Annotated in this window: 19 protein-coding genes and 1 riboswitch; of the genes, 3 read left to right on the top strand and 16 right to left on the bottom strand. The window is 73.2% G+C overall.

Annotated elements, in window-relative coordinates; genetic code table 11:
• From cobC to cobM, 6 genes are all read right to left on the bottom strand, one after another.
• A partial coding sequence (gene cobC / locus ABZ904_RS30430; protein ID WP_361826817.1) for an Rv2231c family pyridoxal phosphate-dependent protein CobC occupies positions 1 to 1,050 on the bottom strand: 1,050 nt, incomplete at its 3' end.
• Entirely contained in the window at positions 1,040 to 1,975 is a 936-nt protein-coding gene (locus ABZ904_RS30425; protein WP_359398806.1) for a sirohydrochlorin chelatase, read from the bottom strand. The genes ABZ904_RS30425 and cobC, both read right to left, overlap by 11 nt.
• Entirely contained in the window at positions 1,972 to 2,556 is a 585-nt protein-coding gene (locus ABZ904_RS30420; RefSeq protein WP_359398808.1) for a precorrin-8X methylmutase, read from the bottom strand. The genes ABZ904_RS30425 and ABZ904_RS30420 overlap by 4 nt, the downstream gene beginning before the upstream one ends.
• Positions 2,553 to 4,247, bottom strand: a complete 1,695-nt coding sequence (gene cobJ / locus ABZ904_RS30415) for a precorrin-3B C(17)-methyltransferase (protein ID WP_361826813.1) — start codon at positions 4,245 to 4,247, stop codon at positions 2,553 to 2,555. Before cobJ ends, ABZ904_RS30420 begins: the two co-directional genes overlap by 4 nt.
• Complete coding sequence (cbiE, locus tag ABZ904_RS30410) at positions 4,244 to 5,485, bottom strand: precorrin-6y C5,15-methyltransferase (decarboxylating) subunit CbiE (RefSeq protein ID WP_361826810.1); 1,242 nt, start codon at positions 5,483 to 5,485, stop codon at positions 4,244 to 4,246. Before cbiE ends, cobJ begins: the two co-directional genes overlap by 4 nt.
• On the bottom strand, positions 5,482 to 6,300 hold the full coding sequence (cobM, locus tag ABZ904_RS30405) for a precorrin-4 C(11)-methyltransferase (protein WP_359398814.1): 819 nt from the start codon (positions 6,298 to 6,300) through the stop codon (positions 5,482 to 5,484). The genes cbiE and cobM overlap by 4 nt, the downstream gene beginning before the upstream one ends.
• A gap of 102 nt (positions 6,301 to 6,402) precedes the next feature.
• Between cobM and ABZ904_RS30400 the strand changes: the two genes are divergently transcribed.
• A complete protein-coding gene (locus ABZ904_RS30400) occupies positions 6,403 to 7,248 on the top strand; it encodes a ZIP family metal transporter (RefSeq protein ID WP_359398816.1) in 846 nt (281 codons plus the stop codon).
• 11 nt (positions 7,249 to 7,259) lie between these two features.
• On the opposite strand, the gene cobI is transcribed toward ABZ904_RS30400, so the two are convergent.
• The 10 genes from cobI to ABZ904_RS30350 all read right to left on the bottom strand — a co-directional run bounded on the left by cobI (position 7,260) and on the right by ABZ904_RS30350 (position 21,275).
• The gene (cobI, locus tag ABZ904_RS30395) at positions 7,260 to 8,009 is read right to left on the bottom strand and encodes a precorrin-2 C(20)-methyltransferase (RefSeq protein WP_361826807.1); all 750 of its coding nucleotides are present in this window, start codon (positions 8,007 to 8,009) and stop codon (positions 7,260 to 7,262) included.
• Positions 8,006 to 9,355, bottom strand: a complete 1,350-nt coding sequence (locus ABZ904_RS30390) for a cobyrinate a,c-diamide synthase (RefSeq protein WP_360999364.1) — start codon at positions 9,353 to 9,355, stop codon at positions 8,006 to 8,008. The genes cobI and ABZ904_RS30390 overlap by 4 nt, the downstream gene beginning before the upstream one ends.
• On the bottom strand, positions 9,349 to 9,948 hold the full coding sequence (gene cobO / locus ABZ904_RS30385) for a cob(I)yrinic acid a,c-diamide adenosyltransferase (RefSeq protein WP_359398822.1): 600 nt from the start codon (positions 9,946 to 9,948) through the stop codon (positions 9,349 to 9,351). Before cobO ends, ABZ904_RS30390 begins: the two co-directional genes overlap by 7 nt.
• Positions 9,948 to 11,957, bottom strand: coding sequence for a putative cobaltochelatase (locus tag ABZ904_RS30380; protein WP_359398824.1), 2,010 nt, complete (start codon positions 11,955 to 11,957; stop codon positions 9,948 to 9,950). The genes cobO and ABZ904_RS30380 overlap by 1 nt, the downstream gene beginning before the upstream one ends.
• Entirely contained in the window at positions 11,954 to 15,607 is a 3,654-nt protein-coding gene (gene cobN / locus ABZ904_RS30375; RefSeq protein ID WP_361826802.1) for a cobaltochelatase subunit CobN, read from the bottom strand. Before cobN ends, ABZ904_RS30380 begins: the two co-directional genes overlap by 4 nt.
• On the bottom strand, positions 15,604 to 17,112 hold the full coding sequence (locus tag ABZ904_RS30370; RefSeq protein WP_360999369.1) for a cobyric acid synthase: 1,509 nt from the start codon (positions 17,110 to 17,112) through the stop codon (positions 15,604 to 15,606). Before ABZ904_RS30370 ends, cobN begins: the two co-directional genes overlap by 4 nt.
• Positions 17,109 to 18,065 carry a cobalamin biosynthesis protein gene (locus tag ABZ904_RS30365; protein WP_360999371.1) on the bottom strand — a complete coding sequence of 319 codons (957 nt, stop codon included), beginning with the start codon at positions 18,063 to 18,065 and terminating at the stop codon, positions 17,109 to 17,111. The genes ABZ904_RS30370 and ABZ904_RS30365 overlap by 4 nt, the downstream gene beginning before the upstream one ends.
• A gap of 99 nt (positions 18,066 to 18,164) precedes the next feature.
• A riboswitch (cobalamin riboswitch) is annotated at positions 18,165 to 18,305 on the bottom strand.
• A gap of 557 nt (positions 18,306 to 18,862) precedes the next feature.
• Entirely contained in the window at positions 18,863 to 19,228 is a 366-nt protein-coding gene (locus tag ABZ904_RS30360) for a hypothetical protein (RefSeq protein WP_361826798.1), read from the bottom strand.
• 549 nt (positions 19,229 to 19,777) lie between these two features.
• Complete coding sequence (locus tag ABZ904_RS30355) at positions 19,778 to 19,993, bottom strand: hypothetical protein (protein WP_359398835.1); 216 nt, start codon at positions 19,991 to 19,993, stop codon at positions 19,778 to 19,780.
• A gap of 22 nt (positions 19,994 to 20,015) precedes the next feature.
• Positions 20,016 to 21,275, bottom strand: a complete 1,260-nt coding sequence (locus ABZ904_RS30350; protein WP_359398837.1) for an inorganic phosphate transporter — start codon at positions 21,273 to 21,275, stop codon at positions 20,016 to 20,018.
• A 231-nt stretch (positions 21,276 to 21,506) separates the two neighbouring features.
• Between ABZ904_RS30350 and ABZ904_RS30345 the strand changes: the two genes are divergently transcribed.
• Both ABZ904_RS30345 and ABZ904_RS30340 read left to right on the top strand, forming a co-directional pair.
• Positions 21,507 to 22,232 carry a class II aldolase/adducin family protein gene (locus ABZ904_RS30345; RefSeq protein WP_360999376.1) on the top strand — a complete coding sequence of 242 codons (726 nt, stop codon included), beginning with the start codon at positions 21,507 to 21,509 and terminating at the stop codon, positions 22,230 to 22,232.
• Between the two features lie 109 nt (positions 22,233 to 22,341).
• Positions 22,342 to 23,466: an alpha/beta fold hydrolase gene (locus ABZ904_RS30340; RefSeq protein WP_361826794.1), complete on the top strand. Its 1,125-nt coding sequence runs from the start codon at positions 22,342 to 22,344 to the stop codon at positions 23,464 to 23,466.
• The last annotated feature ends 27 nt before the right edge of the window (positions 23,467 to 23,493 follow it).

The following is a 23,493-nucleotide window of genomic DNA, read 5'->3' as shown; positions in this document are numbered from 1 at the left end:
CCGGTCCAGTGCCTGCAGGAAGCGGTTCACCGTGACCCGGTCCCGCACGGCGAGCCGCAGCCACTCCTCGTCGAGGCCTGGGAACGTGTCCCCGCGGCGCACCGCGAAACCGAGATCGCGCAGATGCCGGCGCACCGTGGCCGCCCGCTCCAGACGGATCAGTACGAAAGGTGCCTCGGCAGGTTCGGCCACATACAGCCCGTCCGGGGCGAACTCCCGCAGCCCCGCCACCAGATGTGCCCGGTCCGCCGCACCCCGGTGCGCCGCATGCGCGGCCTCCGCCACTGCCCTCGGCGACATACAGGCCTCGGCCGCCACGAGCGCGGGCGTGGACACCGGCCACAGGGGTTGGGCCCGCTCCAACTCGGCGATCGTCTCCGGCGCCGCCAGGACGTAGCCGATGCGCAGGCCCGCCAGTCCCCAGGTCTTGGTGAGGCTGCGCAGGACCACGAGCCCGGGCACATCGGTCCGGCCCGCCAGCGCCTCCCGTTCCCCCGGCACCGCGTCCATGAACGCCTCGTCGACCACCAAGGTCCGCCCGGGCCGCGCGAGTTCGGTGATCGCGGAGGCCGGGTGCAGCACCGACGTCGGGTTCGTCGGGTTGCCGAGCACCACCAGGTCCGCGTCCTGCGGAACCAGCGCCGCATCCAGCCGGAAGCCGTCCCGTTGCCGCAGCAGGGCCCGGTCCACCGCGTGCCCGGCATCCCGCAGCGCCGCCTCGGGCTCCGTGAACTGCGGATGCACGACGACCGGGTGACGTGCCTTCAGGGCGCGTGCCAGCAGCACGAAGGCCTCGGCCGCGCCTGCCGTGAGCAGGACGTGCTCGGCCGGCAGTCCGTGCCGCGCCGCCACCGCCGCCCGTGCGGCCCGCCCGTCGGGATAGGCCGCGAGCCCGCCCAGCGACCCCGCGATCACCTCGCGCAGCCATGCCGGGGGCGTGTCGGCGCGCACGTTCACCGCGAGATCGGTCAGCGCCGCACCGCCGTCACGCACCTCGGCGTCCCCGTGGTGCCGCAGGTCGTGCTGCCGCCCGTCGTGTTCAGTGCGCATGTGAGTGTGTGTGCCCACCGTGGTGGTGGTGATGTCCATGCCCGTGGTGGCCGTCGTCGTCCGGGTGGAAGTGGGGCTGCTGCGGCAGACCCACCTTGTCCTCGAAGCCCGGCAGCGCGGTCCGGTACACGCACGAGTCGCAGTTCATCCGCAGATCGCCCTTCACCGCCTCCTCATACCGCTCCATCACCAGGTCGAGCAGCTCCGGCTCCGGACCGATGACGTCCGCCGACCGCACATCGACCTCCGGGTGCGCCGCGGCCCAACCCTGGGTCTGCTGCCGTACCCGGTCCGGCAGGACGCCGGTGAACAGGAAGTAGGGCAGGACGACGATCCGCCGTGCGCCCAGCCGCGCGCACCGGTCCAGGCCGCTCGGCACGTCCGGCGCCGCCAGCGAGACGAACGCCGTCTCGACACCCGCGTATCCGCGCCCCTCCCACAGCAGTCGCGCCGCCTTGTACACCTCGGCGTTGGCGTCCGGGTCCGTCGAGCCGCGGCCGACCAGCAGCACCGTCACATCGGCCCGGTCGGCGGGCGTGCGGCCGGTGCCTCCGAGCGCCTCGTCCAGTCGCCGTTCCAGTACCGACAGCAGCGCCGGATGCGGGCCCAGCGGACGTCCGTACGTATAGGAGATCCCCGGGTGGCGCTCCTTCTCCCGGGTCAGCGCCGCCGGGATGTCCCCCTTGGCGTGACCGGCGGACACCAGCATCAGCGGCACGGCGGCGAAACGCCGTACGCCCCGCTCCACCAGCTCGGTCACCGCCTCGCCCAGCGGCGGTGCCGACAGCTCGATGAAGCCGCCCGCGACGGGCAGCCCGGGGTGGCGGCGCCCCAGCTCCCGCACGAAGTCGCGGAACGCCTCGGCTCCGGCCTCGTCCCGGGTGCCGTGGCCGGCGATGAGCAGGGCGGGCGGCGGGGTGGTCACGGGGTCTCCTTCGAAGTGGGGTAATACAGCAGGGCGTTGAGCGCGGCGGCGGCGACCGCCGAACCGCCCTTCTCGGACACGTTGCTCACGGCGGGCAGTCCGCTCTCGCGCAGCGCCGCCTTGGACTCGGCCGCGCCGACGAAACCGACGGGAAGGCCGATCACCAGCGCGGGCGAGGCGTCCAGCTTCAGCAGCTCCTCCAGGGCGGTCGGGGCGCAGCCGATCACCCAGAGCGCCCCGGGGCCGACGTCCTCGTACGCGAGGCGGATCGCGTGCGCCGAACGCGTCAGGCCCGGACCGGACTTGGCGTCCTTGAGGCGGCAGACCGTCGGGCGCCGGGTGATGCCGGCGGCCACCATCTCGACGTCCACGACCACCGGCGCACCCTCGTGCAGCGCGGCGTGCGCCGTCGCGAGCTCGCCTTCGGCCATGACGAGATCGTCCGCGTAGTCGAGGTCGGCGGCGGAGTGGATGACCCGCTCCACCACGGCCCGGGTCAGCGGGGGGAAGTGCGAGGTGTCCAGCCGGGTGCGCAGCCGCCGGAAGGACTCCTGCTCGATCGGGTGGACCACACGGTTCACTGGGCGTCCTCCTGCCGGTCGTCCTGCCAGCGGTAGCCGCGCGGCGTCACCATGCGCCCCGCGATCTCACGGGTCGCGGTGTTTCCCACGGTCACGACGGTCATCATGTCGACGGTCGCCGGGTCGAGCGAGGCCAGTGTCGTCAGACGGCTGGACTCGTCCCTTCGCGACGCGTTCCGTACGACACCGACCGGTGTCGTCGGTGCCCGGTGCCCGGAGAGGATCGCGAGCGCCTTCGGCAGCTGCCAGTCCCGGCCCCGGCTGCGCGGGTTGTAGAAGGTCACGACGAGGTCCGCCTCGGCCGCGGCCCGTACCCGCCGCTCGATCACCTCCCACGGGGTGTGCAGGTCGGAGAGGCTGATCGACACATGGTCGTGGCCCAGCGGGGCGCCGAGGATCGCGCCTGCCGCGAGGGCGGCCGTCACACCGGGTACCCCGATCACGTCGATGTCGTCGGACGCCTCGGCCAGCGCGGGCGACGCCATCGCGTACACACCGGCGTCCCCACTGCCGATCAGCGCGACGGCAAGCCCCTTGCGTGCCTCGGCGACCGCGGTGCGCGCCCGCTCCTCCTCCGCGCCGAGCCCCGACTCCAGGATCCGGGTGCCCGGTGGCAGCAGATCACGGATCTGGTCGACGTACTGGTCGAGGCCGACCAGTACCGACGCGCGCCGCAACTCCGTCTTCGCGCGCGGCGTCAGGAGGTCCCGGGCGCCGGGCCCGAGCCCGACGACCGCGAGCCGTCCGCGCGCCGGCCGGCGTACCACGGCGCAGGTCGCCATCGCCGGACTCGCGGCTGACTTCCGCTTGGGCACGAGGAGTTCGCCTCCCCGTACCAGCGCGGCGGCCTCCGCGACGGACGGTGTGCCGACGGCGGCGAGCGGGGCGGCGGAGGGATTGGGCACGTCGACCTTCGCCAACTCCTCGGCGGAGTACGTCACCACGGGCACCCCGAGGCGCTCCGCGGCCTCGATGATCCCCGGCTCGTCCGCTTTGGCGTCGACGGTCGCGAGCTCCGCGAGCGACTTCGCGCAGAGCCCCGCGTCCCGCAGTGTGCTCTCGATCAGCTCGAGGACCTCGGCCGCGGGCGCGCCCTTGGAGGCGCCGACGCCGACGACGAGGGTGGGCGGCCGCAGGACGACCTCCCGCTCGGCCGGCTCGACGGTACGGTCCGTGACGCGGATCGTGTACGGACCCTCGGCGGCGACGCGCAGCGGCGGCAGCGGCCAGGCCACCTCCGCATCCAACGCGACCGGCTCCCCGTCCAGAAGCGCCCGTGACACCCCCGCGACGTCCCCCTCCACAGGCAAGCCGAGCGTGTCCAGGCCCGGCAGACCCACGGAGTCCGTAGCGGTCGTCACCACGGGCCGGGCGTCCAGCAACAAGGCGACCTCACCGGCCAGTTCGTTGGCCCCGCCGGCATGGCCGCCCACGAGCGACACCGCGAAACGTCCGCCCTCGTCGACGCACACCACCCCCGGGTCGGACCTCTTGTCACCCAGCAGCGGGGCGACAAGCCGTACGACGGCGCCCGTGGCCAGGAAGCACACGAGCTGCTCGCACTCCGCGAAGGCGGCCCGCACGGCCTCGCCGACGGGCCCGTCGTACACCCTCGTGCGGTCCGGCCACGCCACGGCCAGCCGGTCCCGGGCAGCCGCGCCCGCCGCGGTGGCGGAAATGAGGCCGATCACAGAGCAACTCCTTCGCTACGCGCCGGAGGCCGCGTGCCCCACAGCAGGAAAACGGGGTTGGCCGCCGCGAGCCGGGTCACCTCGCCCGGCAGCGGCGCGAGCCGCGACGACTGCAGCAGCACACCGTCGCAGGAGAACCCGGCCGCGACGAGCGCCCCGCGCGCCGCCGGTACGCGGTCAAGGGCAGCCATGGCGACCACCACGGTCCGCCGGGCGCGGGCCGCGCACGCGGTCACGACGGCGGGCAGCTCTCGTCCGCCGCCGCCCACGAACACCGCGTCGGGATCGGCGAGAGCGTCCAGTGCGGCCGGCGCCACCCCGTGCACGACGTGTACGTCGACCCCGTGCACCGCGGCGTTGGCGCGGATGCGCTCCACCCCGTCGGGCGTCTTCTCGACGGCGCTCACGGCCGCACCGAGCCGGGCGCACTCGACGGCGACCGACCCGGAGCCCGCGCCGACGTCCCAGACCAGATCGCCGAGCCGGGGCCCCAGCCGGGCCAGCGCCAGGGCGCGCACCTCGAACTTGGTGATCATCGAGTCGCGGTGCGCGAACGCGTCCTCCTCCAGGGCCCACCCGGACGGGCCGGACGGCGCGCCGGCGACCGTGCGCACCGGTCCCGTCGCCCGCGACGCGTCGAGACACAGCACCACGTTCACCGCCGTGCTCCAGTCGCGCGTCGCCGCCTGCTCCGGGGTCACCCGCTCCACCTGCTCGCTCCGCGGGTCACCGAGTGCGCCGGCCACCACGAGGACGCGCTCGGTGCGGGCACGGGCCAGAGCGGCCCCCAGTTCGGCCGGACCGGCGCCGGGCCCGGTCAGCACGGCGACCTTCGGACGCGCCCGGCACACGTTCACCGCCGTACGCAGCTCGCGCCCGTGCGCGCTCACCACCACCGCGTCGTCCCACGGCAACCCGATCCGCGCGAACGCGGCCGCCACCGAGGACACGCCCGGCCACACGTCGAGCCGCTCAGGCCCGAACCGTTCGGCGAGCACCCTGACGATCCCGAAGAACCCCGGATCGCCCGAAGCGAGCACCACGACCCGCCGCCCCTTGTCCAGATACCGCTCGACCGTCTCGAGCGCGGGAGCCAGCGGCCCGAGGACGATCCGCTCGGTCTCCTGCGGCAGCCGGGCGGCCTCCAGATGGCGCCGTCCGCCGACCACGAGGTCCGCGCCGGCCGTCGCCCCGGCGGGAAGCGGCTCGCCCGTGCCGGTACCGACAACGGTGATCACGTGCTCGCACCCCGCGTGCGCAGGGCTCTGCGGGCCTCGGGGTCGGCCTTGCGGTAGCCGTGGAAGTGGCCGGGGTGGTACAGGTGCGAGCGGGTGCCGTGCGCGTCGAGCGCCGGGCCGACCAGGAACAGTGTGTGCTTCCAGAGCTTGTGCTCCTTGACGGTCTCCTCCAGCGTGCCGATCGTGCACTTCACGACCAGCTCCTCGGGCCAGGTCGCCTGGTGGGCCACCACGACCGGGGTGCTGGTCGGGTAGCCGCCCTCCAGCAGCTCGCGCACGAGCTGGCCGCTGCGCGCCGCCGACAGGAAGATCGCCATGGTGGTGCCGTGCCGGGCGAACTCGCGCACCTCCTCACCGGGCGGCATCGGCGTCTTGCCGCCGCCGAGCCGGGTCAGGACGACGGACTGCGCGACCTCGGGGATCGTCAGCTCCCGCCGCGCGAGCGCTGCGACGGCCGAGAAGGACGAGACTCCGGGCACCACTTCCGTCTCGATCCCGATCCCCGCACACCGGTCGAGCTGTTCCTGCGTGCCGCCCCACAGGGCCGGGTCGCCGGAGTGGATGCGGGCGACCCGCAGGCCCTGCGCATGGGCCCGCTCGTACACCGCCACGACGTCCTCCAGGGACATGGTCGCCGAGTCGAGGATCTCGGCCCCCTCGCGGGCGTGCTCGAGGACCTCCGCCTGCACCAGGCTGGCCGCCCAGATCACGATGTCGGCCTCGGCGATGGCGTGCGCGGCGCGGAACGTCAGCAGGTCGGCGGCGCCGGGGCCGGCACCGACGAAGGTCACCTTTCCGGTGATGGCATCGGCCATGGAATTCTTTCCTCCAGCGAAAAGTTCGAGCAGTACGAGGCACCGGTGCGCACAGGGCCGCCGGTCCCGTGTGCACCCGGATCGATCGGATAGCAAGGTCATATGGCGGTCTTCGTCGCGCTCGGCGCGTTCCTGATGACGCTGGCAGGCGGCTGGACGGCACAGCGTGTGACCGACCGCCGCCATCTCGTCCTCGGCCTGGCCGGCGGGCTGATGCTCGGCGTGGTCGGCCTGGATCTGCTGCCGGAGGCCCTGCGCGCCGCGGGCGGCGAGGTGTTCGGCGTCCCCGCCGCCCTGCTGCTCTTCGTGGCCGGTTTCCTGCTGGCCCACCTGGTGGAGCGCCTGCTGGCCGCGCGCCGCGCCGCGCACGGTGCGGACGAGCTGGTTTCCCTGGCTCCGCCTCCGGAGCCCGTCAGCCGGGGTCATGCGGCCGACCATGCTCAGTCCTTCGGGTCCCCAGCCGCCCCACCGCTCGACACCGGCGCGCCCCCGCCGCGCCGCGACGACCGGGCGCCCGAGGTGGGCCTGACGGCGGCCGCGGCGATGGTCGGGCACAGTGCCATGGACGGCATGGCGATCGGTGCCGCGTTCCAGGTGGGCAGCGGTATGGGAGCGGCGGTCGCGGTCGCGGTCGTCGCGCACGACTTCGCGGACGGCTTCAACACGTACACGCTCACGAGCCTGTACGGGAACGCGCGCCGCAAGGCCATCGCGATGCTCGTCGCGGACGCGGCGGCACCCGTCGTCGGCGCCGCCTGCACGCTGGTCTTCACGATTCCCGAGCGAGCCCTCGGCGGCTATCTCGGTCTCTTCGGCGGAGCGCTGCTCTACCTCGCCGCCGCCGAGATCCTCCCGGAGGCGCACCACGTCCACCCCGCCCGCTCGACCCTGCTGTGCACGATCGCGGGCGCGGCGTTCATCTGGCTGGTGGTGGGCCTCGCCCACTGATCCGCCGCCGGTCACAGCTTGCCGCCACGGGTCCCGTCGCGCCGGGCCGGCGCGATGAGGGTGGACAGGTAGGGCAGCGGACCGCCGTCGAGGTCGGCGGCCGGCCGGATGGACTCCTCGGGCAGCCCGAGCCCGGATCCCCACACCGCGTCCTCGAGCCGCCCGGTCTCCCGCAGCGCCTCGGCGACCTCGTGCGCCTGCCGCCCGAACTTGTAGGCGACGACCGTGCCGGGGCCGCCGAGCGCGTCCTTGAGCACGGTGGACCCGGCGGTCACCGGCACCAGCGTGAGCGGCTCGGTGCCCTCGGTCAGCACGGCCCCCGACCGCGCCGCGAGGTCCTGCATGGCGGTGATGCCGGGAACGGTCTCGACGACGGTGCCCGGCAGGAGCTCCTGGATCGTCTGGGCGAGGTAGGTGAACGTCGAGTACACGTTGGGGTCGCCGATGGTGGCGAAGGCGACGGCGGAGCAGCGCTCGAGGAGCCGGGCCACCCGTTCGCCTGCCGCGTCCCAGGCCGCCTCGCGCCGGGCGCGGTCGCTGCGCTCGTTGAGCGCGAACACCACACGCACGACCTTCTCCTCGGGCACGTAGTGCAGCACCGTCGCCTCGGCGCGCCCCCGCTCCCCGCCGTCCTTCCCGTCGGGGCCGGCCATGACGGGCACGACGACGACATCGGCGGCGCGCAGCGCGTTGACGCCCTTGACGGTCACCAGGTCGGGGTCGCCGGGGCCCACCCCGACTCCGATCAGCCTGCTGCTCATGACGTCCGGCACCTCTCCACGAACCGACGGGCGACACCGGGCTCGGCGGCCCAGTGCGTGTGCAGATAACTGGCGTGCACACCTTGTTGTACGAAACCCTCGACACGCGGCCGAGGGGCGCGCACCCCCCACGCTGGAGCCGCGCCCGCGCCGGGTTCGACCACGGACCGGTGGAACTCGTGCCCCCGTATCCGGGTCCCGGCCGCGGCGAGGACACTGTCGCTCACCGCCACGGCGTCCCGGTAGCCGAGAGTGAGCCGTTCGCTCATCCGGGCGTTCGCGTCGAGAACCCCGCACATCGGCTGCCCGTCCAGCTCCCGGCACAGATACAGCAGCCCGGCACACTCGGCGGCGACGGGAGCCCCGCTCAGTGCGAGTCCGGCGACCGCCTTGCGGAGTCGTTCGTTGGCCGAGAGCTCGGACGCGTACACCTCCGGGAATCCGCCGCCGATGACCAAGCCGCTCGTGCCGTCGGGCAGTTGCTCGTCGTGCAGGGGGTCGAAGGTGACGACTTCGGCTCCGGCGGCGGCCAGCAGTTCGGCGTTCTCGGCGTAGGAGAAGGTGAAGGCGGGGCCGCCGGCGACGGCGACCACCTCGCCGGCACCCACCGGGGCGACCGGGGGCTCCCAGACCTCGCCGGGCAACGCCGCCGCACTCCGCGCCAGCTCCAGCAGCGCCTGAAGATCGCACCCGTCGCGCACCTGCGCGGCCATGGCGGCGACGGCCTCCACCGCCTCCGCCCGGCGCTCGGCGACCGGCACCAGCCCCAGGTGACGCGACGGCGTGTCCACCTGGGGAACCCGCCGCAGCACTCCCAGCACCGGCACCCCGGCCGACTCCAGGGCGTCGCGCAGCAGTTCCTCATGTCGGTCCGAGGCCACCTTGTTCAGGATCACGCCCCCGATCCGCACCTGCGGGTCCCAGGACGCGAAGCCGTGCACCAGGGCCGCCACCGACCGCGACTGCGACGACGCGTCGACCACCAGCACGACCGGCGCGCCGAGCAGCTTCGCCACCTGCGCCGTGGAGGCCAGTTCCCCCTCGCCCGCGGCCCCGTCGTACAGCCCCATCACGCCCTCGACGACAGCGAGATCGCACCCGCGCGCCCCGTGCAGGAACAGCGGAGCGATCAGCTCAGGCCCGCACAGGTACGCGTCCAGATTGCGCCCCACCTGCCCGGTCGCGAGCGCGTGGTACCCGGGGTCGATGTAGTCCGGCCCGACCTTGTGCGGGGACACCGCGAGCCCCCGCGCGGCGAACGCGGCCATCAGCCCCGTGGCGACGGTGGTCTTGCCGCTGCCGGACGCCGGCGCGGCAATGACCAGCCGGGGGACGGACCTCACCACTCGATGCCCTTCTGGCCCTTCTGCCCCGCGTCCATGGGGTGCTTGACCTTGGACATGTCGGTCACGAGATCCGCGAAGTCCACCAGCTTCTCGGGCGCGTTCCGCCCGGTGATCACCACATGCTGGGTTCCGGGCCGGTTCCGCAGCACCTCCACGACCTCGTCCGTGTCCACCCACCCCCAGTGCATCGGGTACGCGAACTCGTCCAGCACGTAGAGCGTGTACGTCTCGGCCGCCAGGTCCCGCTTGACCTGCTCCCAGCCCTCCCGGGCCTTCTCCTCGTTGTCCATCTGGGCATCCCGCTGGACCCACGACCAGCCCTCGCCCATCTTGTGCCAGTCGACGGTCCCGCCCTGCCCGGATGCGCCGAGCACGCGCAGCGCGTTCTCCTCGCCGACCTTCCACTTGGCCGACTTGACGAACTGGAACACCCCGATCGGCCACCCCTGGTTCCAGGCGCGCAGCGCGAGACCGAACGCGGCGGTCGACTTGCCCTTGCCGATGCCCGTGTGGACGACGACCAGCGGCCGGTTGCGCCGCTGCCGGGTCGTCAGCCCGTCGTCCGGTACCACACTCGGCTGTCCCTGCGGCATTACGCGGCCCTCCTCGAAGAAGTCCCCTGCACGTCCCTGACCAGCCCGGCGATCGAGTCGGCCCGCAGCTCGTCCAGCGTGACGGCCGCACCGCCCAGCTCACCCGCGAGCTGCCCGGCCAGCCCGAGCCGCACCGGACCCGACTCGCAGTCCACGACCACGGACGCCACCTGCCCGGCCGCGAACAGCCGTGCCGCACGTCCCGCCAGTGCGACCGGCTCGGGGCCGCCGGTGGCCCGTCCGTCGGTCACGACCACGACGAGCGCCCGCCGCGCCGGATCCCGCAGCCGCTCCACCCGCAGCACCTCGTGCGCCTTGAGCAGTCCGGCCGCAAGAGGCGTGCGCCCGCCCGTCGGCAGCGACTGGAGCCGCGCCGCCGCCGTGTCCACCGATGAGGTCGGCGGCAACGCGACCTCGGCGTCCTTGCCCCGGAAGGTCACCAGCCCCACCTTGTCCCGTCGCTGGTAGGCGTCCAGGAGCAGCGACAGCACGGCGCCCTTCACGGCGCTCATCCGCTGCCGCGCGGCCATGGACCCGGAGGCGTCGACCACGAACAGCACGAGGTTGCCCTCACGGCCCTCGCGCGTCGCCTGCCGCAGGTCGTCCCGGCGCACCACGAGGCCGGGCCCCGACCGGCCGCGCGCCCGCTGATGGGGCGCTGCGGCCTGCACGGTCGCCGCCAGGTGCAGCTTGGTGAGGGTTCCCCGGGGCCGCCTGGCCCCGGTCGTCCGCCCGTGTTCGGTCCGCGCCCGCGAGCGCCGCCCGGCGGCACCGTCGCCGATGCCGGGCACGCTCAGCACCTTCGTACGGAAGGGCTCGGCGGCAGACACGGGGGCCTGCTCGCCGGCGCCGGAGGCCTGCGGCTGCGCGTCGCCGTCGCCGTCCCCGGTGTCGGGCCGGGCGCCCGTGTCACCGCCCTGCGGGCCGCCGTCGGCCTGCGGTGGCTGCCCGCCCCCGTCGGGCCCGTCCGGGCCGGGATCCGGATCGTCGTCGTCCGGGCCGCCGAACTGCTCCAGGGTCTCGTCCAGTTTGTCCTCGTCGAGCCCCGGCGCGTCGAACGGGTTCCGCCGCCGCCGGTGCGGCAGCGCGAGCAGAGCCGCCTGCCGTACGTCCTCGGCGAGCACGTCGGTCCGCCCGGCCCATGCGGCCAGCGCGGTGGCGGTACGCGCCATCACGATGTCGGCCCGCATACCGTCCACCTCGAAGGCGGCGCACGTCGCGGCGATCTGCCTGAGCGCCCCGTCGCCCAGCCGCACCGACGGCAACAGCTCACGCGCCGCCACGATCCGCGCCCGTACGGCGCTCTCCTCCTGAGCCCAGCGGGCGGCGAAGCCGGCGGGGTCGTCGTCGTACGCCAGGCGCCGCCGGACGACCTCCACCCGCTGTTCCGGCTCCCGCGACGCCGCCACCTCGACGGTCAGCCCGAACCGGTCGAGAAGCTGCGGCCGCAGCTCGCCCTCCTCCGGGTTCATGGTGCCGACGAGCAGGAAGCGGGCGGCGTGCCGGACGGAGACGCCCTCGCGCTCCACGTACGAGGCACCCATCGCGGCGGCGTCGAGCAGCAGGTCGACCAGGTGGTCGTGGAGGAGGTTGACCTCGTCGACGTACAGGATCCCGCGGTGCGCGTCGGCCAGCAGACCCGGCTCGAAGGCCTTCACGCCCTCGGCCAGCGCCCGCTCGATGTCGAGGGCGCCCACGAGCCTGTCCTCGGAGGCGCCGACCGGCAGCTCCACCATGCGCGCGGGGCGCCGGGTACCGGTGCCGGCCTCGTGCGGACCGTCCGGGCAGTCCGGGTCCGGCGCCGCGGGAGCGCAGGAGAAACGGCACCCGGCGACCACGTCCACCGCCGGCAGCAGCGCCGAAAGGGCGCGTACGGCCGTGGACTTGGCGGTGCCTTTCTCACCGCGCACCAGCACACCGCCGACCGCCGGTGACACGGCGTTCAGCAGCAGTGCGAGCCGTAGATCGTCCTGGCCGACGACGGCCGTGAACGGAAACGGGGTACTCACTTGTCGTCGTCCTCCAGGTCGCCCTCGAGCTCCAGGTAGGTGGCGCGCAGCCGCTCCAGCGTGTCCGCGTCCGGCTCCGCCCACAGGCCGCGGTCGGCGGCCTCCAGCAGGCGCTCGGTGATGCCCCGCAGCGCCCAGGGGTTGGACTTCTTCATGAAGTCCCGGTTCTCGGCGTCGAAGACGTACTCCGCACTGAGCTTCTCGTACATCCAGTCGTCGACGACCCCGGCCGTCGCGTCGTAGCCGAACAGGTAGTCCACGGTCGCCGCCATCTCGAAGGCGCCCTTGTAGCCGTGCCGCCGCATGGCGGCCATCCAGCGCGGGTTGACCACGCGGGCACGGAAGACCCGATGTGTCTCCTCGCCGAGGGTGCGGGTCTTGACCTGGTCCGGCACGGCGCTGTCGCCGACGTACGCCTCGGGGCTCTGCCCCGTCAGATGCCGCACCATGGCGACCATGCCGCCGTGGTACTGGAAGTAGTCGTCGGCGTCCACCAGGTCGTGCTCACGGGTGTCGACGTTCTTGGCCGCGACGGCGATCCGCCGGAACGCCGTCTCCATGTCCCCGCGCGCCGCCCGCCCGTCGAGCCCGCGGCCGTACGCGTAGCCGCCCCACACCGCGTACACCTCGGCGAGGTCGGCGTCCGAGCGCCAGTTGCGCGCGTCGATCAGCGGCAGCAGACCGGCGCCGTACGCGCCCGGCTTGGAGCCGAAGACACGGGCGGTCGCGCGCCGCCGGTCGCCGTGGACGGCGGTGTCCTCGTCGGCATGGGCCCGGACGAAGTTCCGCTCGGCGGGCTCGTCCAGTTCGGCGACCGCGCGTACGGCGTCGTCGATGAGCCCGACGACGTGCGGGAACGCGTCCCGGAAGAAGCCCGAGATACGGACCGTGACGTCGATGCGCGGCCGGCCCAGCTCCTCGAGCGGGACCACCTCGAAACCGGTCACGCGGCGCGAGGCGTCGTCCCAGACCGGGCGGCAGCCGAGGAGGGCCAGGATCTCGGCGATGTCGTCGCCCTGGGTGCGCATGGCGGACGTGCCCCAGACCGTCAGCCCGACGGACTTCGGGTACTCGCCGGTGTCCTGCAGATAGCGGTCGACGAGGGAGTCGGCGAGCGACTGGCCGACCTCCCAGCTCAGCCGTGAGGGAATCGCCTTGGGATCGACGGAGTAGAAGTTGCGGCCGGTCGGCAGGACGTTGACCAGCCCCCGGGTGGGGGAGCCGGACGGGCCCGCCGGCACATAACCGCCGTTCAGCGCCCTGAGGATGTGGCCGATCTCGTCGGTGGTGCGGGCGAGCCGCGGCACCACCTCGGTGCAGGCGAAGTCCAGCACGGCGACGGCGTCGTGGAGTTCGCCGCCGAGCACCTCCCGGACCAGAGCCGCGCTCGCGTCGGCCGCCCAGCCGTGCTCCTCCATGCCCTCCGCGATCCGCCGGCACAGCTGCTCCAGCAGGTCGATCGCGTCGGCGGCGGTACGGGAGGGGCCCTCGACCAGGTCGGTCAGCTCCACCGGCACCTTCACCGGCGCGCCGGGCACGGCCAGCAACTCCTTCTCCACCAGGCCGAAGTGAGCGGCGAGCGAGGCCCGCAGCCCCGGCAGGGCGTTCGCCTGCCCGCCCCACACCTGCGAGGCGCGCAGCACGGCGAGCACGAGGTTCACCCGGGGCTCGCCGACCGGGCCGCCGCCCAGGATGTGCAGACCGTCGCGGATCTGCACATCCTTGATCTCGCAGAGATAGCCGTCGATGTGCATGACGAACTCGTCGAAGGCGCCGTCCTCCGGCTGCTCGTCCACGTGCAGGTCGTGGTGCAGCTCAGCGGCCTTGACCAGGGTCCAGATCTGGGCGCGTACGGCGGGCGCCTTGGCCGGGTCCAGGTCGGAGACGAGCGCGTACTCGTCGAGCAGCTGCTCCAGCTTGGCCAGGTCGCCGTAGGTGTCGGCGCGGGCCATCGGCGGTACGAGGTGGTCGACGACCGTGGCGTGGCCGCGGCGCTTGGCCTGGGTGCCCTCGCCGGGGTCGTTGACGATGAACGGGTAGATCAGCGGCAGCTCGCCGAGGACGGCGTCCGGCGCGCACCCGCGCGACAGGCCCAGGCCCTTGCCCGGCAGCCACTCCATGGTGCCGTGCTTGCCCATGTGGATGATCGCGTCGGCGCCGAACGAGTTCTCCAGCCACCTGTACGCCGCCATGTAGTGGTGCGACGGCGGCATGTCGGGGTCGTGGTAGATCGCGATCGGGTTCTCGCCGAAGCCGCGCGGCGGCTGGATCATCACCACGACGTTCCCGAACCGGAGGGAGGCGAGGACGATGTCGTCGCCGTCGACGTACAGCGAACCCGGCGGCTCGCCCCACGCCTGGAGCATCCCCTCCCGCAAGCCGGGGTCGAGCCGGTCGAACCACGCCCGGTAGTCGGCGAGCGGCACCCGTGCGGGCGCGGCGGCCAGCTGGTCCTCGGTCAGCCATTCCACGTCGTGTCCGCCGGCTTCGATGAGCCGGTGGATCAGCTCGTCGCCGTCCGCCGGGTAGTCGGTGAGGCCGTATCCGGCGTCCCGGAGCGCGTCCAGGACGCGTACGGCCGACGCGGGCGTGTCCAGGCCGACCGCGTTGCCGACCCGCGAGTGCTTGGTCGGGTAGGCGGTGAAGACGAGCGCGAGTTTCTTCTCGGCGTTCGGCTTGTGCTTCAACCGGGCGTGCCGTACGGCGATTCCGGCGACGCGCGCGGCGCGCTCCGGGTCGGCGGCATACACCGGCACATCGTCCAAACCGTTCTCCTTGAAGGAGAAGGGGACCGTGACGAGGCGGCCGTCGAACTCCGGGATCGCCACCTGCATCGCCGCGTCCATGGGGGAGAGGGCGGCGTCGGACGCGTCCCACGCGGCGCGCGAGGAGGTCAGGCACAGGCCCTGCAGCACGGGAACGTTCAGGTCGGCCAGTGCCCCGATGTCCCAGGCCTCCTCGTCGCCACCCGCCGACGCCTGAGAGGCGTGCGTACCGCCCGCGGCGAGCACGGTGGCCACGAGCGCGTCCGCCTTCGACAGCAGCTCGTACAGCCCCGCATCGGCGCCGCGCAGCGAACCGCAGTACACCGGGAGGGCGTTGGCGCCACGCTCCTCGATCGCGTCGCAGAGGGTGTCCACGAAGGCGGTGTTCCCGCTGAGTTCATGGGCGCGGTAGAAGAGCACGCCCACCGTGGGACGGCCCTCGGCGCACACGCGCTCCCCGTGGACGCCGTACTCGGGCATCTCCTGCGGCTCGGTGAAACCCTCACCGGTCAGCAGCACGGTGTCGGACAGGAAGCGGGCCAGCTCCATGAGGTTGGCGGGGCCGCCCTCGACCAGGTACGTCAGGGCCTCGGCGACCACGCCGGCGGGCACGGACGACTCGGCCATCAACTCCGCGTCCGGCACGGCCTCTCCGCCGAGCAGCACGGTCGGGATGCCCGAGGCCTTGAGCGTGGCGAGCCCGTCCTCCCAGGCACGCTTGCCGCCCAGCAGCCGTACGACGGCGAGGTCCGCGCCCTCGATCAGACCCGGAAGCTCCTCCGCGACATCCACCCGGGCCGGGTTGCCGATCCGGTAGGGCGCGCCGGAGGCACGGGCCGCCAGCAGATCGGTGTCGGCCGTCGACAACAACAACACTGTGCTCATGCGGGCGCTCCCGGTGGAATGAAAGGCAGTCCTTGCGGCGCGCCCGACTCGATGAGCCGCCACAGCGCGTCCGTGTCCGCGTGCTGTTCGATCAGGTCGCCGAGCCGGTCGAGCTGCTCCTCGCGCAGCGCGGCGAACGACGTGTCGGCGGCCGGTACGAACCGGCGGCCCGCGGCGGCCGCCACCTCGCGCAGGAACGCCCGCCGGAAACCGTCCGACTCCAGGGAGCCGTGCCAGTGAGTGCCCCAGCTCTGGCCGACCCGGCAGCCGTCAAGGAAGGGCTCACCGCCCGTCACGTCGGCGACGCCGTGGTGGATCTCGTAGCCCTCGACGCGCTCACCGAGCGCCTCGCCGGCCGGCCGGGTCAGGGTCTTCTCGCGGGCGAACCGCACCCGCACGGGCAGCACCCCGAGCCCGTCCACCTGCCCCAGGCGGCTCTCGACGTCGTCCTCGATGTACTGGCCGAGGATCTGGAAGCCGCCGCAGATGCCCAGGATCGGGCGCCGTTCGGCGGCCCTGCGGACCAGCGCGTCGGCGAGGCCCCGCTCGCGCAGCCACTCCAGTGCCCGTACGGTCCCGCGCGTGCCCGGGACCACCGCCAGGTCCGCGTCCGCCAGTTCCTCCGGCCGGTCCACGAACCGCACGACGACGCCCGGTTCGGCGGCCAGCGCGTCCACGTCGGTGAAGTTGGACATGAGCGGGATCGCGCAGACGGCGACCCGCAGCACGTCCTCGCCGTGCGGCGGGGCGACCGTGGACTCGCGGACGGTGCCGCGCAACGACACCCGCAGGCCGTCCTCCTCGTCGATGCCGAGCCCGTGCCGGTAGGGCAGCACGCCGTAGGTGCGCCGCCCGGTGAGCCCGTGCAGCATGTCCAGGCCCGGCTCCAGCAGGGAGACGTCGCCCCGGAACTTGTTCACCATGAATCCGGCGACCAGTTCCTGGTCCTCACGCGAGAGCAGGGCCACGGTGCCGAAGAAGGAGGCGAAGACACCGCCGCGGTCGATGTCGCCCACGACCAGAACGGGCAGCCGCGCGCCCCGCGCGATCCCCATGTTCACGATGTCGGTCCGCCGCAGATTGATCTCGGCCGGACTGCCCGCTCCCTCACAGATCACCGCGTCATACGTGCCCCGCAACTGGGCGAGACAGTCGAGGACGGTGCCGAGGAGCCGCTGCTGCCGGCCGCCGTGGTACCCGCGGGCGCTGAGCTCGCCGACCGGCTTCCCCAGCAGCACCACCTGACTGCTCTGCTCGCCCCCGGGCTTGAGCAGGACCGGGTTCATCAGCGCGCTCGGTTCGATGCGGCACGCCTGTGCCTGCATCGCCTGCGCCCGTCCGATCTCCGCACCCTCGCGCGTGACGAAGGAGTTGAGCGACATGTTCTGCGCCTTGAAGGGCGCGACCTTGACGCCCTGCCGGGCCAGCCAGCGGCAGATCCCCGCGGTGACGACGCTCTTGCCGGCGTCGGAGGTGGTGCCGGCGACGAGGAGACCGCCGTTCATGACGTACGTCCCTTCGTGAGAATCGTCCGGGTGAGCAACCGCCCGGCGACAGTGGCGCCGAGCGCGAGCACGGTCACGCGCCGGGAGAGCCGTACGGCGCGTTCGATGTCGCCGACCTGGACCGCGCGCCCCGCGCCGTTCAGCACCGGCCGGTGCTCGACGCGTCCCCCGTACGAGAGGGTCCCGCCCAGCCGCACCCCGAGCGCCCCCGCGAACGAGGCCTCAACGGGCCCGGCGTTGGGGCTCGGGTGCTGGGCGGCGTCCGTGCGCCAGGCGTGCACGGCTGCCCGCGGTCGCGGACCAGAGGCGGCCGCGAGGGCGGCGGTCAGGCGTGCCCCGGGCCACCCCACGAGATCGTCGAGGCGCGCCGAGGCCCACCCGTAGCGCCGGTAACGGGGCGATTTGTGGCCGACCATGGCGTCGAGGGTGTTGACGGCCCGGAAGCCCACGAGCCCCGGCACCCCGCCCACGGCCCCCCACACCAGCGCGCCCACCACGGCGTCCGAGGTGTTCTCGGCGACGGACTCGACCACGGCACGCGCGATCCCGTCGGGGTCGAGCGCCTGCGGGTCACGCCCACACAGGTGGGGCAGCCGAGTGCGGGCGCCCTCCACGTCCCCCGCCTCCAGGGCACGCCCGACGCTCCGGGCCTCCCGGGCGAGCGAAGTCCCCCCGACGACGGCCCAGGTGGCCGCGGCGGTCAGGGCGACGGAGCCGGCGCGCGAGGGCCGGACGGCGGAGGCGGTGAGCGCGGCGAGCGAGACCGCACCGCCGACGCAGACAGCGGTGTGCAGGGCGCCCCACCCGCGGTGGTCCCGCCACAGCAACCGCTCCACGGCACCCGCGGCCCGCCCGAACGCGGCGACCGGATGCCCGCGGCGTGGATCGCCGATCAGGTGGTCACCGAGGAGGCCGGCGGCGGCGCCGTACGCGAAGACGCGATCGGCACCCATCGGTTCAGCCGGCCTTGGGGTCGGGCAGAGGCCGGTTGTCGAGCCTGAAACGGCAGCCGCGCATGGCGATATGTCCTCACTCAGGGTGTCCACGCCCTGGTTCGACGAGATCGGCGGTGAGAGTTCCTGGCTCCCGGGGGTTTTTCCCCGGTGACAGTGGCGGGACCGCGCCGGATTCGCACCGGCTTCCTCTCTTGCCGCCGTATTGGCCCCGGCAGTCCACCACGGCCCCGGAACGCCCGTCAACTGGCTCTTGACCTGCGAAGCAGCGGTGTGCTGAGCCCCACACGGCTGACATGCCGTCAGCCGCTCGGTTCGGTGCTTTCCGCGCGGCGCCTACGCCTGTGACGCGAGAGGGGAGCGGCTACGCGGCGGACGGGAGCAACGACCGTGTGGAGGACCCGCCGAGGGGGCGCACTCGCCGGCGCGTGGCTCGAAACGGCGCACCGGCCCGGTGCTCGCCTTTCGGCGTATGACGGGGTGTGGTTTGCTGACTGGATTCGAGGACCCGGCAGCGGACGGTTTCTGAAGGTCCGTCCAGAGGACGGGAGGAGCTCGCATGGGGGACAGAGCCGAGGAAATACCGCCGCGCGCGGAAGGCCCCCTCGCTCCGGGGACCACCCTGTCGGCGGCGGTCCCGCTGGCGCTTTTCTCCATGACCACAGGGGTGTTCGCGGTGGCCGCCGGCGCGCTCGCCGCACTGCTTGTGCCGGGATCCATGGCACGGGCTCTGGTCTGGGCGGTGGTGACGATCGTCGCGGCGGCCGGCGCAGGCCTGTGGTGGGGGATCACCCCGGTCACGGAGCGTCTCCGCGTTCTCGACCGGGCCGCGGCGGCGGTTCGTCCCCGTGGCTCGCAGACCCGTTGACCTCCGGGGCGGATCCGTCGGCGTCCGAGGGCCGGGGCACTGCCGAGCGGACGCGCAGGGTACGGCCCGCGCTCGCCGCAAGAGCGGTGACGGCCGCCGCGCCGAGGGTTCCCAGCACCGTCGTGGCCAGGGGTGTCGGGGTGCCCCACCCGAGGCCGGCCGCCACCCGTGCCGACACGGCGATGCCGAACAGCAGCACGCTGCCGTAGGCCGTGCCCAGCAGCAGACGGGTCGCCGGCGACCGCATCCGCTGCCCGCCCCCGGAGTTCTCCGCCTCCTCGACGGGCTCCGCCACGAGGCGGAGCGCGCGTAGCCGCCTGTACCACTCAAGGAACCCGAGGACCCCCATCGGTCTCCCTCCCCGTTGTCCGCCCGGGCCGTCCCCTCCCGGGCTTCGGTTGTCATCGCGACTCAGGGTGAAGCGCCATCTCACGGTGCCGGCCCAGCGGCAGCCTGCTCTGCACCCCGATGCGACGCGGGCCCTTGCCGCGGTGCGCGCCGGCCGTGTACGGCAGTAGGTGCGGGGTCGCTCCGGGAAGCCGGGACATGCCTCAAGGTGTTGCCGCGGCCGGCGCGTGCCCCCAGCCGTGCCGCTCCCTGCCACCTGTCGTCCGCGGCCGGTCGGCTGGCCTGATTCGAGCACCAACTCCCGATCAGATTAGGTGAGTTGGGTGTGTGCGACCAGACCGCTCGCTGTCCGGCGCCTGTCTTTTCGGCGTGGTCGCGATGCGGCCCGGAACGTGGCGAACCGGCGTATGTTCCGCAACCGAGTTCGAGCCCTCGCAGTGACGATCACTGCGAGGGCTCGTCGCCGGTGGCCGAAGGGCCGATGAGTCGCGCGGAGTCAGGAGACGATCAGAAAGATCCCGTATCCCACCGCGGCCACACACGCGGCGAAGCAGGCGTACGCGCCGGTGGCCGCCACGGCGGCAGCGCCGCCCCGGGCCGATTCCTTCTTCGTGAGGCTCACCACGCCGAGGGTGAACAGGCCCACGAGTGCCACGGTGACCACGAGGCTCACGCCGAAGACGGTGCCGAGAGCCGCCCAGTCGATGTTCATGAGGGTGCTTCCTTATGCCGTCTTATACCGATGCGGTGCGGGTCGACTCCGCCGCGGAGCCGGAGTTCTGGGCGGGGATGGTGGCCGTCAGGCCGGTGCCTGCGTCGGCCGTGTCGACCGGGCCGGCCGGCGGCGGGATCACCGCGGCGATCGCCGTGGTGACGACGCCCGCGGGCTCCGTCTCGACGTCGTTGACGTTGTCGATCGTGACCGGCTTGCGGCGGGACAGGGTCCAGATGACGCCGGCGCCCGTGACCAGCAGCACACCGGTGAGGACGGTGCCCCACGTGCCCTGCTTGGTGAGGAGCTCGGCACCCGCGCCGACGAGTCCTGCGGCCGGGAGCGTCAGACACCAGGCGACGAACATCCGGGTCGCGGTGGACCAGCGGACCACGCCGCCCTTGCGGCCGAGGCCCGCACCCATGACGGCACCGGAGCAGACCTGGGTGGTGGAGAGGGAGAAGCCGAGGTGCGAGGAGGCGAGGATCGCGGTCGCCGCGCTGGTCTGGGCGGCGAAGCCCTGCTGCGGCGCGAGGTCGGTCAGTCCCTTGCCCAGGGTGCGGATGATGCGCCAGCCGCCGAGGTAGGTGCCGAGCGCGATGGCCAGGCCGGCCGAGACGATGACCCAGGTGGGAGGGTTCGATCCGGGGGCGATGACGCCGCCGGTGACGAGCGCCAGGGTGATGATGCCCATCGTCTTCTGGGCGTCGTTCGTGCCGTGTGCCAGGGAGACCAGGCCCGCCGAGGCGATCGATCCGGCGCGGTAGCCCTTCGCGGTCGCCTTGCCGTCGGCGCGGCTGCCGATGACGTACGACAGGCGCGTGGCGAGCAGGGCGGCGAGGCCCGCCACGATCGGTGCCGCGACCGCGGGGATCAGGACCTTGGTGACGATCGTCGAGCCGTTCACGGCGGACCAGCCGGCCGAGGAGACGGCGGCGCCGATCAGACCTCCGAAGAGGGCGTGGGAGGAGCTGGAGGGCAGGCCCAGCAGCCAGGTCAGCAGGTTCCAGAGGATGGCGCCCACCAGGGCCGCGAAGATCACTTCGACGCGTATGCCCTGCTCGTTGATGATGCCGCTGGAGATCGTCTTGGCGACCTCGACGGAGAGGAAGGCACCGACGAGGTTCAGCACGGCGGACATCGCCACCGCCGTCTTGGGCCTCAGGGCGCCGGTCGAGATGGTCGTCGCCATCGCGTTGGCTGTGTCGTGGAAACCGTTCGTGAAGTCGAACACGAGAGCGGTGACGATCACGATTCCAATGAGGAGCGTGATGTGTTCCATTTACCCAGGCTTCTGTGGGAGGTCAGTGGCGCGTGAACCGTAGGCAACCTAAGTGAATAGAAGATGAACTGAAGGAGTCTTGGGAGTGTATCGCCCGATGTGTCGTTGCTCGGTTCACCTCGGGCGCGCGGTATATCGGGCTCTCGTGCAGTTCACGGGACGGCGGCCCGTCGCGAGCCCCAGTGCGCGAGGTCACAGGCGGCCCGGTTCTCCGCCTGGCAGGATCGCGCCATGGCTGAGCAAGGACGCGACGCGCGGGAAGCACGGGAGGACGCGGCGGGGCGACCCGTGCCGGGCGCTCCCGGCACTGCGGACGAGGTGGCCCGGGCCTGGGAGGAACTCGTCGCGACCGCCGTCCGGACCGTGGCCGAGGGCCTGGTCGTCGGCACGTCCGGCAATGTCTCCGTGCGGGTCGGCGACGTCGTCCTGGTCACACCGACGGGAGTGCCGTACGAGCGGCTGACGCCCGATGACGTGGTCGGCGTCGGCCTCGACGGCGGGCAGGTGCTCGGCTCGCTGCGGCCGACGAGCGAGCTGCCGATGCATCTGGCGGTCTACCGCACGACCGACGCACGCGCCGTCGTCCACACGCACGCCGTGCACGCGACGGCCGTCTCCACCCTGGTACGGGAACTGCCGCTGATCCACTACATGGCCGCAGCCCTCGGTGGTCCGGTCCGGGTCGCCCCCTACGCGACCTACGGCACCCCGGAGCTGGCCGAGAACATGCTCCGCGCCCTCGCGCAACGCAGTGCGTGCCTCCTGCAGAACCACGGCACGATCGCCTACGGGTCGTCCCTGACCGAGGCCCACGACCGCACGGCGCAGCTGGAGTGGATGTGCCGTGTGTGGCTGACGGCCTCGTCGGTGCCGGGTCTGTCGCCGGCACTGCTCACCCGGGAGCAGGTGGCCGAGGTGGGGGAGTGGCTGCGGGGCTACGGCCAGCGCGGGCAGTAGGAAGCCGGCCGGAACCTTCTTCGCACGGTCGCCGCATCGGGCGCGCCCTCGGCGAACGCGGTGGTGTCGCCCGCTGGCCGGGGGCGGCCTCCACCGGGAGACTGGATGGGTGCGCACTGTCAAAGCGGCGGCCGCAGCCGTCACGGTAGCCATAGCAGCCGGCGCGGCCGGCGTCGCCGCGGGCCGCCTGGCCAGCGACGCCGCCCTCAAGGCGCCCCCGGGCCGGCCACTGCCCACGGAACCCCGCCTCACCGTGCACTCTCTGGCGGCCGGGCGGATCGCGCTCACCCGCGATCTGGCCTCCCAGCGCCCTGGCACCTACGGCCTCGCCGGCAACGGCTCGCACGCGGTCGTCGGCCCGGTCATCGACACCGCGCCCCGCTCGGCCGACACCGTCGTACGCCGCCTGGAACGCGTCACCCACGGCACGCTCGAACCCGGCGACAAGGCGTGGCTCACCCCGAATCTGCACATCGGCGACCCGGGCACCGCACTCGGCCTCGACCACGCCGACGTGGACGTGCCCGGCGAACTCGGGACCCTTCCCGCCTGGTTCGTGCCCGGTGTCCGCGAGACCTGGGTGATCACCGTGCACGGACTCGGCGCCACTCGGGAACACCCCATGAACGTCATGGGCTTCCTCAACCGTCACCACTTTCCCGTGCTCGACATCACCTATCGCGGGGATCTCGGCGCACCCCGCCCGCCGGACGGCCTGAACCACCTCGGCGAGAGCGAGTGGCGCGACGTGGACGCCGCCATCCGCTACGCCGTGCGCTCCGGCGCCGAGCGCGTCGTCCTGCACGGCTGGTCCACCGGGGCCACGATGGCGCTGCGCGCCGCAGCGCAGTGCCCGCTGCGCGAGCGGATATCCGGGCTCATCCTGGACTCGCCGGTGCTCAGCTGGGAGGCCACGCTGCGCGCACTCGCCGCCGCCCGCCGCACCCCCGGAGCGCTGCTGCCGCTGGCCGTCCGTGCCGCACAGGGCCGCACCGGTCTGCACGGCGACCGCCTCCAGCCCGCCGACCCGGACCAGCTGCAGGTGCCGGTTCTGATCTTCCACGGCCCCGGCGACACGGTCGCCCCATGGGGGCCCTCACGCCGCCTCGCCGAGCGCCGCGGCGACCTGGTCACCCTGCAGACCGTGCGCAACGCATCGCACGGCGCCATGTGGAACGTGGACCCCGGAGCCTATGAGGAGGCCATGCGGCGTTTTCTGACCCCGCTCATGTGAGGCCGCCCCGAGGGCCGTGCTGCCGCG

The sequence above is a fragment of the Streptomyces sp. NPDC046900 genome (assembly GCF_040644975.1).
GTDB lineage: Bacteria > Actinomycetota > Actinomycetes > Streptomycetales > Streptomycetaceae > Streptomyces.
This window is presented reverse-complemented; position numbering and strand designations above follow the sequence as displayed.

Bases quoted from the DNA above. Each gene is read 5' to 3' on its own strand.
- cobM (WP_359398814.1), bottom strand. From the start codon at position 6,300: ATGGCCGATGCCATCACCGGAAAGGTGACCTTCGTCGGTGCCGGCCCC.
- ABZ904_RS30400 (WP_359398816.1), top strand. From the start codon at position 6,403: ATGGCGGTCTTCGTCGCGCTCGGCGCGTTCCTGATGACGCTGGCAGGC.
- cobI (WP_361826807.1), bottom strand. From the start codon at position 8,009: ATGAGCAGCAGGCTGATCGGAGTCGGGGTGGGCCCCGGCGACCCCGAC.
- cobO (WP_359398822.1), bottom strand. From the start codon at position 9,948: ATGCCGCAGGGACAGCCGAGTGTGGTACCGGACGACGGGCTGACGACC.
- cobN (WP_361826802.1), bottom strand. From the start codon at position 15,607: ATGAGCACAGTGTTGTTGTTGTCGACGGCCGACACCGATCTGCTGGCG.
- ABZ904_RS30370 (WP_360999369.1), bottom strand. From the start codon at position 17,112: ATGAACGGCGGTCTCCTCGTCGCCGGCACCACCTCCGACGCCGGCAAG.
- ABZ904_RS30365 (WP_360999371.1), bottom strand. From the start codon at position 18,065: ATGGGTGCCGATCGCGTCTTCGCGTACGGCGCCGCCGCCGGCCTCCTC.
- ABZ904_RS30355 (WP_359398835.1), bottom strand. From the start codon at position 19,993: ATGAACATCGACTGGGCGGCTCTCGGCACCGTCTTCGGCGTGAGCCTC.
- ABZ904_RS30350 (WP_359398837.1), bottom strand. From the start codon at position 21,275: ATGGAACACATCACGCTCCTCATTGGAATCGTGATCGTCACCGCTCTC.
- ABZ904_RS30345 (WP_360999376.1), top strand. From the start codon at position 21,507: ATGGCTGAGCAAGGACGCGACGCGCGGGAAGCACGGGAGGACGCGGCG.